Origin of the sequence: Dysgonomonas sp. ZJ279 (genome assembly GCF_011039205.1) — a bacterium.
Lineage (GTDB): Bacteria > Bacteroidota > Bacteroidia > Bacteroidales > Dysgonomonadaceae > Dysgonomonas.
Window position 1 is genome coordinate 16,708 of record NZ_JAAKEL010000015.1, and the last position, 15,619, is coordinate 32,326.

Consider the following 15,619-nt stretch of genomic DNA (forward strand, 5'->3'; position numbering starts at 1 on the left):
TTTATTGTAGATATGGGTTATTCTTCGCTTCGTATCCTATTGTAGTTGTCTGTCCATGTCCGGGATATACAATAGTCTCGTAGGGTAACGTTAATAGTTTTTGTTTGATGCCTGTAATCAACTGAATATGGCTACCTCCGGCCAGATCGGTTCGTCCGACACTGCCTCTGAATAGTACATCTCCCACAAATATACATCCTGCATCCTGATTGTAGAATACTACACTACCGGGAGAATGTCCGGGTACTTCTAATACAATTATTCGTTGTTTTCCGAATGTGATTACATCATTTTCTTTAAGATATTTTCCTATTTGAGGGGCTTTGGTATTCGCATCTTTAAAGCCAAACATTTGCAATTGTTTTGGCATTTGCTCCAATAAGAATTCATCATTTTTGTTGGCTTCCGTTTTTATCTGAAATTGCTCTTCTACAAAACTGCTGCCGAATACATGATCGAAATGAAGATGTGTATTGATGAGATGTTTTACTATAAGCTCTTTATCGGTAATGAAATTGAATAGCTCTGCTTTTTCATCGGGATAGAAACATCCCGGATCGATTACCACGCACTCGTTGGTTTCGTCGTAAGCTATGTATGTATTTTCGCTTATTGGATTGAATTCGAATGTTCTTACAATCATATTTATTATTCTATTTTTATCGGGTTTAAAATATAAGATTAAAGATACAATTTTTTCTATCCGGGGCTATTTCTTTTAAATGATTTTATAGAAAAAGAGAGAGTGTCACAAGTAATTCTTCGTGTGATTTTGTCATTCTGAACGGAGTGAAGTATCTCTTATCAAGAGTGGGGATTCTTCACTTCGTTCAGAATGACAAAAGAGAGTAACACTTTTAATATCCGGCAGTAAATCTTTGACGCGAAAACTTATGGTTTTCTATTTCGTCTACTACTGCCACCGCTAAATCTTCTACTGATAATTTAGAATGTCCGTTGCTGTCGAAAACGGGGCTTTCTGTTTCTGTGCGGTATTTGCCTGTGCGACCTGTTTTAATACCAGAATGCATCTCAATTGCAGGAGAGAATACTGTCCAGTCTAGTTCAGTTTCTTTTTTCAGTAAGTTCAGATAATCCCTCGCAGCTGTAGCTCCGCCTTTTATTTCGGCCGGAAAGTCTTTACCATCTACTATTTGATTGCCGTTTATGAATAAACTGCCTGCACCGCCGATAACAAGATAGCGTTTTACTCCCGCTGCTTTTACTGCTGCTTGTATCGCCTGCGATCCTTTCATGAAATCGTCATAAATATTCGGGTTTGACCATCCTGCGTTGAATGCGCTAAGTACAATGTCATTTCCTTTTATTGCCTTGGCTAAAGCCTTCGGATCGGTAACATCTGCGCTTATTGTTTTTGGCTTTCCGTCTTTTACGGGAATCTTTTCTGCCGAACGGGCAATTGCAGTTACCTCATAACCTCTCGATAATAGTTCTTGTAATAGGTGTGAACCTACGAATCCTGTTGCTCCTAGTAATGCTACTTTCATAATCTTTATTACTTAAATTTGTAATCTATATTTTATTTTGTTACTGTTTTGGCGAAAAATATTATTGAAACTTATTACTGAAATCAGCTGAAGTTGCACAGCTTATCTGATTGAGAGCCGTAAGTATTTTACCGGTTGTAGTTTCTGAATTTAGTTTCTTTGTTTATAACAATTCTGTGTTGGAGAAGGTTCGATAGTTCTTTTCTCATCAACTAGTGTGCTAATAATAAAAATAATATCTTTGCACATCTTATTTATAGTTGACTTCTTAATGAGCACAAGGATATACTTATTTTTACTATTTACTTTTTATTTTTGTGGGTATATCTATTCACAGCCGAAGCCCAAAGCAGATTACAATTATCTGCTGTATCTGCCTAAAGACTATTCTGAACAAACCCAAAATTACCCTCTCGTAATCTACCTTCATGGAGGCTCACAAAAAGGAAACGATTTGAATAAGCTGAAAGAGTATGGATTGCCTTATTTGGTGGATCAGGGAAACGATTTCGATTTTATTATAGTTTCACCTCAATGCCCTGATAATAAATATTGGTCGTCAGACGATTGGTTTGAGCCATTATATGCAAAAATACTAGCTGAGTATCGAATTGATATTAATAAAGTTTATCTCACAGGTATAAGCATGGGAGGATATGGCACATATATAGTTGCGATGGATTATCCTGACAAATTTGCTGCAATAGTGCCATTGTGTGGAGGTTGCAATGATAGTGATATGTCGCGTATTTGTAATCTTAAAGACATTCCAATCTGGACATTTCATGGAACAGCCGACGATAAAATACCTATCACTGAAACAGAACGTATTGTAGATGCTCTGTCTGAATGTAAGGGCGAGATTAAGTTTACAAAATTAAAAGGCGAAGGGCATGGAATACAGTATCTTTATGAGAAATATCCTCAGATGTATGAGTGGATGCTTAAGCAAAGCCGCTCGGACAAACCATAAATAACTGCGGCAAGTTCTGACTGAATTTTTCAGATCGAGTTGTTACCCATCCAGGTAAGTAGCCCTTCTGGGAGGGATTAGGGCGGCTTAAAATGAGTTGCTTAAATGAGGACGTAAACGATTTTCTTAGTCTCAAAGTATTCTTCTTCAAAATACATTGTGAGATCGTCCGCTTCGGCACTTTTCTTAAACGGCTTCATTTCTGCGTCGAGATTACCACCTTTCAAACATATCAATCCATTTGGGATGGCATTCTTCTGCTCTTTCGAAATGTTTTTGCGGATAATTTTCACTAAATCAGGCAAAGGCATTACAGCACGGCTGACTACAAAGTCGAACAGTCCTTTTTCTTCTTCGGCACGGCAATGACGGAATTGTATGTTTTTTAATCCGATGGCTTCCGATACTTCGGTAGCTACTCGTATTTTCTTACCAATACTATCTACTAACAAAAACTGACACTTAGGAAACAGTATGGCTAAAGGTACTCCGGGGAAGCCTCCGCCTGTACCAACATCCATTATTTTTGTACCATCGGAAAACTTAATGAGTTTAGCTATAGCCAAAGAATGTAGAACATGGTGAGTATATAAATTCTCAATATCTTTTCGCGAGATTACATTGATTTTAGAATTCCAGTCAACATACAAATCGTATAGTGCCGCAAACTGTCTTTTTTGTTCCTCGCTGATATGAGGAAAGTATTTTAAGATTATATCCATAGTTATTTTCCGGAAAGGACTGATATCGGTGAATTTTCGCTCAATAGATTTTCTATTTCGTTGTAAGAAATAAATATACGGATTTCGCCCAAAGATGGAGCTGCTATTTCTCTCTGATTGTATATATAGGTAATACCTTTATTATCTACATAGAAATTGCCATTGGATGTAAGGTCTTCTATACCATAGTATCCAAATTCAAGCAAGTCTTCCGGTTTTTGTACTTTGTTTTGAGCGACTATCTTGTTAATAAGTAATGTATTCAGTAATTTTTTGTAGTTGGGAGAAAATATATCCTGTTCTTTAATAACATTTCCTGTATTGAGATCGAATACTATATTTTGATATAAAGTAGATGAGTTAGCACCACCTTTATAATCCATCATTTTTATCTGATAAGAAAGAATGTTTGCTTCATTAAACAGTATCTCGCTGCTAAGCGTCTTGTAGAATGAAAAGTAATCTTCAGTTTCTCCCGATTCTTCCCAGTTCCCAAATTGAGACTCTACTTCTTCTTTGTAGTTTGTTATATAGTCGTTAACGTATTTATTAACAGCATCTACAGGCGTAAGTGTTTCGTAAACATCCCCTTCCATAAATATAAAGTTCAATTCTTGCTGAATTTTAGCAAGTACATCTGCGTTCTCAAACTGATTGGGGTAGATGTAGTCAATCTTCAACGAGCAAGATGGTTTTGTAGAATCATTGTCAAGATGGTATACTTTCGCCACGTTAATCGTGTCGAACGCTATCAGATTGGCTTCGTGATTTCCCTTTTTTGTACAAGAAGAAAGTAGGAGAATAACTCCCAAAATAGAAAAAGTAGAATTAAGAAATAAATTTTTCATGACCATCTTAATAGTTTTGGAGGTACAAATATACTATAAAAACAAGAATACCCCCCTTGGGGTTTAGGGAATTCAAACCTTTTTTTTGAAAGGGTGTGTTAATTATTTAGATTTTATATAAATAGTGTGGTTTGATTGCTGTGTAACTTGTTGTTTTGTTCGATTTTATAAATAATTACAGGCTGTTGTCGCAGCCGAAAACAGCCTGTAATTATATCTCCAATTTTGAGTAGTTTTATTTAATACACTGTAATTTCATCGAGGAAGTACCAGGCGGGATTTCCTACTCCGTAATGCCATGGCGGACATAATCCGATTGTTCCAATTTTTACTTTTATATAACGGGTGCTTATGGCTTTTTCCGATTTTACTGCAATATTTACGTATTTTACTTCAATATCCCGATCTTCGGGTATATCTACATGTCCCATTAAGGTGAAATCTTTATTGTTGGTAGATGTATAAGCTGTCATGCTCTTAGGTAGCAGAATCCATGCACCTAACTTATGAAGAAAGTCGCCTTCTACACTTCTTATTTGCTTCGTTTCTCCCAAGTCGATAATAAACTCGGCATCCTTCAACCATCCTACCCAAGCTTCGTTGAAAGTAGCACCTCCATACAAACCATCGGTTAATGCTGTGCCGGCAATTTTATCGTAAGGGGCATTTGCCGGAACAATGAAATCTATCTTAGCCCCTTGTGCCAGACTTTTTTTATCGTGAGACAAGTTGCGTTGTATGTATAAATCGCAATATTCTTCGACTGTATTATTACGTTCATTAAGGCTGGTTACGCCGAAATCTGCTGCCCGTTTACGAAATAGAGCCAGTTTCGTTTTTAAACTTTCAGTGTCTTCAATCGGTTTGGTACGAGCTATTTCTAATTCTGCATATTGGATCGGCAGACGCGCCATTCTCACTCTGTCGAGATAGGTCGGATTTGCAGCCACAGCTTGCTCGGCTTTGTCGAAAAGAGCTTTGTAACGTCTCATCATGGCATCGTTTAGCATACCCGATTTGTGTGTTACAGGAGTGTCGTATATCCAAAGGGGGATATTGCTGCCGATAAGAGCGCCTTGCTGAGTTTTCATATATTCGTATAGGTATGGGGCAGCCTCTTTGCCATAATATCCTTCGAGGAAAGATTGTATAATTGCATCCACATCGGCATCTACGTCCCATAATAGCTTAGCTACTACATAGCTGCGAAGTTCGGAAAAATCCCCCCCTCTGATGCTGGCTATTTGTGAGAAATGCATTGTCGCTCCATTTTTCTTGAATAACTGCATATTGGGTTGCAGTATGTGGAAATTAGGAAAAGGCGAAACGTAATTGTCGAAATTAATACCATAGTCCCAAACAAATATATTATTGGTGATCTTTGCCCATCCTTCCATATCTTTTACAAAAGCTTGTCCCGAAGGGTTTTCAGGTAATGTGACCTCCCTGTAACAATCGATATCGCATAGCATAATATTTACATTGGGTAATGGTTTAATATGCTTCGGAGGGGGAACGGAATATAGGTAAGCAAGTGTAGAGAACTCTTTATCGGGGAAACGTTCGGCAAGCTTATTCAGAAAATAAATAATTGTTCCCGATGGGCTTCCTTCTTTTTCGTCTATTGCTTTACAAGCATCACAATAGCAATGTGTCTGACTATCGTTCTGACTGACTGAAATTATGTTCTTATCAGGGTTCTTCTTGAATATGGAATCTAAGCGATGTGATACGATATCAAAAACTTCGGGGTTTGTCAGACACCATTGGCTAGCTGTTCCGGGCCTGCGCTGACCGTTTATGAATGAGTAATATTCGGGGTGTTTCTCTCCAAATTCGGAAGCGGGAAGTAAATGGTTGAATGTATGTACCCATAGATTATCGGCAAATACTTCGTTTGGTTGTTCAAGTCTGTGCCATAATTTATAGACAGGGTCATTTTTTAGGCTGTACGACTGTGTCTGGCGATAGCGAAACGAAGGATTGTCAATTCTATGAATGTTAGCATCTACAATCATATCTTTACTCTTGTTGAGGCTATATGTATTCTCCGCAAAGTAACGGATGCCGAAATAATCTTCGAGAAGCGTTACTACTCCGTATATTGTCCCCTTGCCTTTATTGCCTACTACACGGATATAGCCATCTTTGGTGGAGAGTATAAAACCATCTTCCGTAATTTTCGATTGATCGATGTCGTTTGTCGGTAGCTGAAAGTCACCGATTAAGATATCGCCTTTTTTTATCTTATTATTATTTGGTACAATTTCTAACTTCGTGCCCGTTATTTTCTCAGAGAAGTTCTGCATCAGCTTTGCAGCCTGCAGATCAGTACTGTCTTTTTCGTTGACTACAATGCGGGACTGGGGTTTTCCATTTTTTACGATTGCTATCTGAGCATAACTGAATAAACAAATAGCATAACAAATAGCCAATAGAGTAAATCTGTTTTTCATTTTAATTGAGGGTATTGATTCGGTATACTTGCAAAGGTATTGATTTATCTTATTTATTAAAAATATTTAGGATGTAGAAATTAGACTAAAATGAAGTATTTTACACTATTTTTATTTTGAGAATAAGACTCTTAAGTCAAATATTATTACTTTTAGATAAAATAGAGGAATAACCTAAATCTTATCATATGAGAAAGTTTCTAATACTTCTTTTCGGTATCACGGCAATTTTATTTTCCTGCAACAAAAAAACATCGATAGAATGGGTTGTCACTACATCTGATAGTTCGTGGATTTATCCAAGCCAAGGCTTGGAATATGTAGATAACGAGCAGTTCGATGTCGAAATAGATTTGAACAATCCGCAACAAACAATCGATGGGTTCGGTACATGTTTCAACGAATTGGGTTGGACTTCACTCTCTTCACTAAGTGCAGAAGATCGTGAGAGCATTATGAAAGAATTGTTCGAGCCGGGAGTCGGCGCAAATTTCACAATATGCAGAATGCCTATCGGTGCGAACGATTTCTCTAGAGAATGGTATTCGTATAATGAAACAGATGGCGATTTTGATATGAAGAACTTCACTATTGCAAACGATATGGAGACATTAGTTCCTTTTATAAAGAATGCTCAAAAATATAATCCGGCATTGAAGGTATGGGGATCACCATGGTGTCCGCCTTCGTGGATGAAATACAATAAACACTATGCTTGTGCAATACCGCCAAAGGATCTGGACGAGAAGTATCACAATGGTCTTGATGCAAATAAGCAAGGGACAGAAGGTTCAAATATGTTTATTCAGGAAGATGCCTATTTTAAGGCGTACGCTCTCTATTTTTCGAAATATGTGGATGCTTACAAAAAGCAAGGGGTTGACATATTTGCTGTAATGCCTCAGAATGAATTTAATTCGTGTCAGATTTTTCCTAGCTGTACGTGGACTGCCGAAGGGATTGATAAGTTTGTTGGAGAATACTTAGGCCCACAAATGCAGAAGCAAGGTGTGGATGTGATGTTTGGAACTATGGAACGTGCTAATGCTCTGTTAGTAGATACATTACTGCAAAATGCCAATAGTAGTAAGTATATTAAAGGGATTGGTTTTCAATGGGCAGGAAAAGGAGCAGTCGGCAAAATACATGAAGACTACCCTGCTCTCAAAATATATCAGACAGAACAGGAATGTGGTGATGGAAAGAACGACTGGCAGTATTGTTGTTATGCTTGGGAATTGATGAAACATTATCTCAACAATGGAACAAATGTATATACTTATTGGAATACATCGCTCGATAAAGGCGGCATCAGCAGATGGGGATGGAGTCAGAATTCGTTAGTTTCGGTGGATGTGGCAACAAAAACATACAAGTATAATTATGAATATTACCTGATGAAACACTTTAGCCATTATGTGCTGCCGGGAGCTAAACGACTCGCTCTTTCGGGCGATTTTACAAATTTGATAGCATTCCGAAATACGGATAATAGCATAGTAATAATTATTCAAAATGATGAGGATATACCTAAAACTGTGAATGTGAAAATAGGAGATAAGCATATTGCACCAAGTCTTTCGCCACAATCATTTAATACGATCTTGATCAAATAAATCTTATAGTTTATAAGGTAGTTGAAAGACATAAAAAAAGCTAACGATCAATCGTTAGCTTTTATATTTTAAAATATAAATTAGTCGAATGTAACAACTATAGGTCGGGTAGCACTGGGCTTCCCATTGATTGTACTTACCAGCATGATTGCTGTAGTTTTAGACCCGTTTATCTGAACATTGGATTCTCCTCTGGGAAGATCGACAGTCAGATAATCCACTCTTCTGCCGGGAGTATAGACAGTGCAGTAAACTTTTACTGAATTAATACCCCATACCTGATAGTTAGCCCACTTGTATTCGAGCGAACTGCTGGTTTGTAATTCGAAAGTAACAGTTGCAGCTTGAGTACAAGTAACTTTAGCAGTAAAAGTATCACCGGATTTATTCTCATATCCGAAAGATACATCCTGCGCTTTTAAATTACTATTTGCTGCTGTAAAAATTAATAAAGTGACTAGAATGAAAAAGGATTTTTTCATGATGCTTAGGATTTAGTTAACATTTATAATGGTATTGTCTTTTATTTTAACAATGAACCATTAATAAAGTTTAATTAATCCTGTCTTTTTTTATTTATTCGTTGTTTTTATTGCAAAAAAATACGATATTGTGTGTTGATATATTATTATATATTAATAATTAAAATAACTTCTGTTGTATTACTATTGAAAACTCGCATAGTGGAAAATTATATGTTTTATCCTTTGTAAATGGCTTTTTCTTTCTGAGCCATACAAAATATATAATTAAGAACGGAATCCAACAAATAAGCATAATCTGTAATTTTTGTATTTAACTCAAATATATAAATAAAAGCAGAAATATAACGCAGGCAGAGCTGGTATCTTAAAATGCTTTGCCTGTTAGTGGCTATTTCAGACACAAAATAACTCGTCCTATATCCACAATAAAAAAGCTATCCAAAATATTCTGGATAGCTTTTTATATAATTTAGACAGGCTTTCTTAATAAGAGAAATTGGTAGCTTGCCCTTTAGTCATAGTTTCCGGCTCGTATTTTAAATTTACCGAAGAAGATCCCAATGTTTTAACAAAGAAAGATTGAAATGGTGCTGCGTATACATCTGTACTGCCAATAGGAGTAAATGTGGCACCATCTTTTATTTTCCAAGTTGTTCCCTCGTTTCCATTTACCAATCCGATAAAGCTATCTGAAGTACCAGACCAAATTTTATACTCTTGGGCTAAAACACTTGAGTTAACTTCCAGGAATTTTTTAATGTTGAATGAAGTTGGGAATGGGTTTACAACAAGAATATAAGTTCCGCTGTAAGTGACAGTAAACGACCCGTCTGTTGCATTCAAATCTGTTGCAGCCTCGAAAATGAAACGTCCTTTGCTAACATCGGTCGAGCCATCTACACGAGATAAGGTCTCAGATGCCTGCGTTCTTGGTTGCATACCTAAAGCATTGTGCATATTGTATGTATATTGATTTGTTCCCGAAGGGAATAATAATCGAGGATTTTCAGCATACTTTCTATCGGCATATAGCATAAATCCTTGCCCTAACGGAAGATCACTTTCAATTTTACCAAACGGGCGAGTCAGTGTAGAGTTTTCTGCCGTAGATGCTGGATTATCAGGATTCATCTTTTCATAGTAACTCATATACATCGCTTTCTTGATCTGATTGTTGTCGGCATCCATTGGAAGATAGTCGCCGGCATAGGTCTTACGCAGAGGCGCAGACAATACCATCCATTTATTCTGCTCTACATTCTTCAAAATTAGTTCTATATCTACACCATTGTAAGTCAATTTATGGGCATTTGCGATCATCGCTCTATCCTTCAGGCTCAACTGAGAAACTCTACTATCTTTATTTAGTGATGGATAGTTTGTCGTAACCATTGGTATAATAGCATCGACGCATCCGGTAGGAGCAAAAGTAGCTTCCACATTAGAATCATCTACCCAGTTTGCCGGATTATACCAGTCAGAACTTATTTTACCGGTCCATTGCAGTTTTTTAACGTCCCCTTCACTGCCGGTAACAGTCTTGATGGATAAGTCTCCCTGAGGGAAAGATAATTCACTATACTCAACATAATTTGTAGGAATTACAGGTTTGATCTTGTAATTCATAGTAGTGGTAATGTTTGAGATAACAATCGATTGTTGAGGATTTGTTCCTACTTCAGTAGTTCCATCCACTTCGTACCAACTATATTCAACTCCCGATGGAGCGTTTTTAAGTGCTGCAGTGTAATCCTCGTTATAACATGCGGCAAAGCCACCCAGATCGCTTTGCAGAATAAAGATGTAGACATTGGCAGTCAAAATTTTTGTCGCACCACCTGTACTTTTATAGCTCAGTTGATAAGTAAACTTATCGATACCATTAGCTAAAGGAGCAGTTCCCGTATGTGTATAGATTATATTACCTGTCAAATTAGATCCTGTGAATTTTAAAGTACCACTTGTTGGAGCTGCGGTAATGATAGCACTACTAAATGTTGCTACAAAGTCGAGTGGTAGAATATCATTACTCAGTATATTAGTAGTGATAGTGCCATACTCTTGTAGCGTAAGGGCATCATCATTCAATTTGAACTTAGAAGCACGTGCTATTTGGTCAGACCAGTCACAATCGCGAAATGCACGTGTAGCAGTTCCCGTGAAATTAGTTTGATCGTTCATTCCAGCTTCATTGGTTCCGAAATGCCAACTAATATTTGAGATGTTAGAGAAATCGGAGTCATCGCTCAGACGAAAAATATAAGAACCAAACTCATCTTCAATAGGGATGTTGATTAGTACTTCTTCTCCTGCTCTTATGGCTGAGGCGCTTAGTCCGCAGTCTTTTAGCGTTACTTTTTTCAGAAAAGTAGCACCACCTATTTTGTCGTTGTAGACACTGATAGGTGTATTACTCGAAATATCTGTTTGAGCAGTACTCTTATTGCCGACATAAACTTGTATATACAACTTGTTGCTGATGGTTACAATCTTAGGTCTTTTGTTAACATCCGTATCTTTTTCGTTTATGAGATATGCTTCTGTTAAGAAGATAATCGGTTCGAACATATTATCATAAATCGTTCCATTATACTCTCCCTGATTTGTCATGAATTTAGGTAATTGCCCCAGAGTACAGTTATATGGATTATAATTCTCTATAACTTTAGTTATTGTGCCATTTGCATCCCTAACCACTTTCGTAAATTCGTATTCGCCTTTTAGACGATTTATTGCCTTACCGATAGGTGTTGTCATATCTTCGTTTATCTTGAATGGATCGTACATAAACTGATTCCAGACAGATAGTGCGGGTGCAAATTTATCGCCATTGGTACCAACTGCAAAAGGGAATCCAAACGCATAATCCGAACCTAACTGGTTACGTCCGATAACTACCATCTCGGCAGATGAATCATTATCTATATCGGCAATTACAGGATATTCGAAACCTGTAAATGAAATCACAGGCTTACTAAATAAGATCACATTAGGATTGCTCGTTTCTGTATATGACAGCGGAACATAAGGTTGAACTCCTGCTTTTATGATTCGCAATGTTGCCTCATCCCTGTAACATATCTCCTGCATTCCATCATTGTCAAAGTCGAACATCGTAAAGCCGGTATTAATAGATCTATCATTATGTTCCAGCACGAACGATGTTTTCAATTTATTCTGAACATTAGTTTCTGCAGGGTCAAAAGTAAACCCAATAAGAACTCCTTGTCCTGCAGAAACTGTTGTTGAGGTCGGGAATCCTAATCCACTGATATTAGGATGCTGAACCAATTGAGAGCCTCTGATGCGTCCACTTAATATAGCTATCTCCGGTAGTCTGTATTTCTTTCCGCCCACAGTTTGTTCCCGTCCATCTATATCTCCGATGTACACGTAAGAGTTATTCCCTTGCGCTGTAGCATTTGTATCGATATCGAATGTTAGTTGTGCGAGTATAGTCGGAACTGGAGTTGCCGCCGGATTTTTTATTATCGTTTTCCCGTCGGATGGGTTTATTATCCAAAAATTTGGATTCCAAACAACAATCTTGATTTGTGTGGAGGATACTCGATTCACCACTACTACATCTGCAATACCATCTCCATCTATATCTGCAATACCGGTACGACCATCTCCCACTCCGGGCATTTGTAGAATTTTATAAGTGCCACTGGCGAGATTTAAATCATAGTATATTTTACCCCCGGCAATAACTTCGTAATTTCCGTCTAAGTCGATATCGTAAATATAGCTAAAAGGGATATTAGTATCACCTCCATCTGTTAGAGCTCCTGTAGTAGCCTTTGCATCCGCTCCTGTATAGGCTGTGGAGCCTAGTGTTTCTAATGCAATTAATAAAGCACCTGTTTTTGCATTGTAAATCTTATTTTGAACTAACACTTCTGGCACTCCATCTCCCTCGATATCTACGATCTGAGGAATTGTTTTCCCATATAAATGTATATTTGTGGCACCACTATTATAATTATTGGCTTTCCATTTTTGTTGTAACGAATATGTCTTTGATACTGCATTATAAACTAAGTTAAAAGACATAAGAGAACTTGTATATTGTGCAAGTCCTGCCCCTATATTTCTAGAAGGAAAAGCAATAACGACCTCTACCGTACCATCTCTATCTGAATCTACCAATGCCATGATTGATGGGGAAGTATGATAATCATAATTAAAGAAATAGGCTCCGGCAGTTAATCCCGGATATTCCAAATTTGATATGAGTTCCCCTGTTTGTCCATTATAAATTAGGAGCCCTTGGTGCCATCCGTAAATACTTCCGTCGGCATATGTTCTACTTGTAATAATTTCCGGATAACCATCTCCATTTAAATCAGCTACCAGTGGGATACTAAACCCATAAGAACGAGGATTGGCTGCTGCTGTTCCATTTGTTGGTGAATAGAACCTATATGCAGAAGTGAACTTCACAGATCCCATATAATCGAAACATGTGAACGACCAATTGTCGGGGTTAACATATCCTGGAGGATATATGCCCGAATCTTTTGTATTTTGAGGTGCCAGCATTAGTGGCTGTCCCAATAGAAAAAGAGGGAAGCTCAACAGGCAGCTTATTATAAATATTTTAATTTTCATTTTATATTGTATTTCTTATTTTTTACACTGAAAGAATTGAATGTAATTGTGCTGATCTGTTAGTCTTTAAGCTTACATCTAACCGTTAGCATAGATGACTTGGATGCATCGCCGCGATAAACTCCATTGTCTTTGTGAGATAGGCCACGGTATCTTGCGTTTGCGTCTCCACCTATAGGTGTGAATACATCGTTGCTTGTCCAGATGTTAGTGTAATTTCCAAAAGAGCTTTGTGCTGTTCCAGATTCTAATGAACCAACTAATAGCGCTGCAAAACCAGCATTAGCATCTTTGCTTTTCGATGCCAACTCGTGTGCTACACCATTTACAATTTTTGTAGATCTCATATTTTGTCCCCATCCTGTGCTGCTATCAGCAGGACGTCTCCATCCCATCATTGTTGCAAAGTCTTTGCCTGCCCACGATATCGCAGTTGTATTAGTCGAATATTGCGCCGGGTTTTTTGCTATTTCTTCTTCCAGTATATTCCAATCCGCTTCGCTTGGTAATACCCATCCGTCAGGGCAGATACCTTGAGTACTAGATACTGTTGTCGAAGTTTCTGTAGATATGAATGTTTCAGTAGCTAATGATTTTGCCATTGCGGCATCCCATGTGTACAGATAGCCTTGCATAGGATCGGTCGACGACTGATTCGGCTTGGCATAGTATGCTTCTGTTTCATCAGTGCTATTTACATTTTCTACCAATGTAATTATAGAGTTCTTGGTGGATATAAGATTTTGCGTCATCCAACATCCGGCGTTACCAAATGTAGCTGTTTGATAGGCGTTACCTTCTCTGTCTCTTAACAAGTCTCCGCATCGAGCAAATTCTTCAGTAAGTTTACAGCGAACAGAAAGCATATCTGTCGCCTTTGCAGTATTTCGATCAACAGTCTTTTCGTCTGCTGTCAGTACTCTTTTCCATGCTTGACCTCCTCCTCGCGAACTGGCTGTCCAGAATGCGCTATATGCACCCATGCCTGCAGTTGTAGAAAGATCAACTATTTCACCCGACATGTATGCCGCAAAACCTCCTTTGTTGATAGAGTAGCTCTTACCATCAGACAGTTTTGCGATCTCTATCGGATAACATGCTGCTCTCATAGCTTGACTATAATCACCTCTTTTCCCCAGCACAACAAGGTTGCCTGTTGTTGAGGCGGTTGTAAGAGAAGAATAATCTGAATAGTGTCTTCTTATCTCATCTTCTAAAATATTCCACTCTACATCACTCGGTAGATGCCAACCGACAGGACAGATTCCTCTAGTGCCTGTTGCTAATTCGTTTGCTGTGCCTTCCCCTTCATCGTTGTTTGCAACATCATCTGATCCGCTAGCCGCATACCAATTAAATAAATAGCCTAATTCTGGCTGGTTATCGTACAGTTCGGGATTTAAGGGGCTTCCTCCATTCTTGGACGGATATGCCCATCGTTTAGTTTTATCGGTGGTTGATGTTGACAAAGACGGTGTGCCACCTATTGAAGCACCCTCTCCTGCATATTTATTTGCATGTAGGTTTTCGATCATCCACTCTCCGGCTGTACCGAATTTTCGAGCCTTAAATGTGCTTCCATCTCTGGAATCTGTATGTATATTAACATCTGTAGTTGTGCCTGTAGTGCTTCCCGGTTTGATCAGTGGTTTCCACGATAAACCATTCCAGACAAATATTCCTCTGGAAAATTCTGTTCCTAAAAGACACTGATTGGTGTTAAATACTAACAGGCCAACATGATTTTTGTCCTCACCTGTTTTTTTGTCGTTAGTGTTAGATGCATAGTCTGCATCGTTTGTAAACATCGGGTACAGATTTTTGGCGTCTGTCAATTCTACTCTCGGGGGCATAAGTCCTAGAGTCGAATTTACACCAGTTTCATCTGTTTGTTTCAAGTCTAACAAGCTTCCGGGGTTGGGTTCTTTGCCGCTTCCTATTGTTACTTGTGCTACTAAGCTTGAGGAAGCTAGTATGGTAGCAACAAACGCAATAAGCGTTAATAAGATACAATTTCTCATTCTTTATAAATTTGTAAAGTTTTGTCGATTAATATTGTTCTCCATTTTGCAATGAGAATGACTATAATTAAGACGTTACATAGTCCCAATTACACAATTAATGGTGTACTTAGTCTTTTTTTAACATGTGAGATGAAATTATCAATAAATGCAATTTTAAATGTGTGCTGCTAATTTATAGAGTTTTGTGAGTCCTTATACGAATATTTTACAAAGATATAACTTTTTTAGAAAAAAAAGAATATTACATGTAAGAAATACTCTGTAAGGGAGTTATTGTGTAGTTTAATAGTCTCTTATATCGTGTCTGTATAAGGAATGAAAAAATGACGTTTTTTTTCTTTTTATAAGAAAAATTGCTATTTGGAGTGAAATA

The 15,619-nt window shown here is 37.7% G+C and carries 10 protein-coding genes; 2 read left to right on the forward strand and 8 right to left on the reverse strand.

Annotation, left to right across the window (positions count from 1 at the left end; translation table 11 throughout):
* Nucleotide 1 precedes the first annotated feature (1 nt).
* Nucleotides 2-643: an MBL fold metallo-hydrolase gene (locus G7Y57_RS13195; RefSeq protein ID WP_165024878.1), complete on the reverse strand. Its 642-nt coding sequence runs from the start codon at nucleotides 641-643 to the stop codon at nucleotides 2-4.
* Nucleotides 644-857: 214 nt separating this feature from the next.
* Nucleotides 858-1,508, reverse strand: coding sequence for an NAD(P)-dependent oxidoreductase (locus tag G7Y57_RS13200; RefSeq protein WP_185153939.1), 651 nt, complete (start codon nucleotides 1,506-1,508; stop codon nucleotides 858-860).
* A gap of 271 nt (nucleotides 1,509-1,779) precedes the next feature.
* On the opposite strand from G7Y57_RS13200, the gene G7Y57_RS13205 reads away from it, so the two are divergent.
* Nucleotides 1,780-2,481 carry a prolyl oligopeptidase family serine peptidase gene (locus tag G7Y57_RS13205; protein ID WP_165024880.1) on the forward strand — a complete coding sequence of 234 codons (702 nt, stop codon included), beginning with the start codon at nucleotides 1,780-1,782 and terminating at the stop codon, nucleotides 2,479-2,481.
* Between the two features lie 101 nt (nucleotides 2,482-2,582).
* Here G7Y57_RS13205 and rsmG read toward each other — a convergent pair whose 3' ends face one another.
* The 3 genes from rsmG to G7Y57_RS13220 all read right to left on the reverse strand — a co-directional run bounded on the left by rsmG (nucleotide 2,583) and on the right by G7Y57_RS13220 (nucleotide 6,507).
* Nucleotides 2,583-3,203 (reverse strand): 16S rRNA (guanine(527)-N(7))-methyltransferase RsmG, encoded by a 621-nt coding sequence (gene rsmG, locus G7Y57_RS13210; protein WP_165024882.1) that lies wholly within the window; start codon nucleotides 3,201-3,203, stop codon nucleotides 2,583-2,585.
* 2 nt (nucleotides 3,204-3,205) lie between these two features.
* Nucleotides 3,206-4,051, reverse strand: coding sequence for an RsiV family protein (locus G7Y57_RS13215; protein WP_165024884.1), 846 nt, complete (start codon nucleotides 4,049-4,051; stop codon nucleotides 3,206-3,208).
* A gap of 239 nt (nucleotides 4,052-4,290) precedes the next feature.
* The gene (locus G7Y57_RS13220; protein WP_165024886.1) at nucleotides 4,291-6,507 is read right to left on the reverse strand and encodes a DUF4838 domain-containing protein; all 2,217 of its coding nucleotides are present in this window, start codon (nucleotides 6,505-6,507) and stop codon (nucleotides 4,291-4,293) included.
* A gap of 188 nt (nucleotides 6,508-6,695) precedes the next feature.
* Here G7Y57_RS13220 and G7Y57_RS13225 point away from each other — a divergent pair, with 188 nt between their 5' ends.
* On the forward strand, nucleotides 6,696-8,123 hold the full coding sequence (locus tag G7Y57_RS13225) for a glycoside hydrolase family 30 protein (protein ID WP_165024889.1): 1,428 nt from the start codon (nucleotides 6,696-6,698) through the stop codon (nucleotides 8,121-8,123).
* Nucleotides 8,124-8,203: 80 nt separating this feature from the next.
* Here G7Y57_RS13225 and G7Y57_RS13230 read toward each other — a convergent pair whose 3' ends face one another.
* From G7Y57_RS13230 to G7Y57_RS13240, 3 genes are all read right to left on the reverse strand, one after another.
* A complete protein-coding gene (locus G7Y57_RS13230; RefSeq protein WP_165024892.1) occupies nucleotides 8,204-8,605 on the reverse strand; it encodes a hypothetical protein in 402 nt (133 codons plus the stop codon).
* Between the two features lie 486 nt (nucleotides 8,606-9,091).
* A complete protein-coding gene (locus G7Y57_RS13235) occupies nucleotides 9,092-13,222 on the reverse strand; it encodes an FG-GAP repeat domain-containing protein (RefSeq protein ID WP_165024895.1) in 4,131 nt (1,376 codons plus the stop codon).
* A 59-nt stretch (nucleotides 13,223-13,281) separates the two neighbouring features.
* Nucleotides 13,282-15,243: an FISUMP domain-containing protein gene (locus tag G7Y57_RS13240; RefSeq protein WP_165024898.1), complete on the reverse strand. Its 1,962-nt coding sequence runs from the start codon at nucleotides 15,241-15,243 to the stop codon at nucleotides 13,282-13,284.
* Nucleotides 15,244-15,619 lie beyond the last annotated feature (376 nt).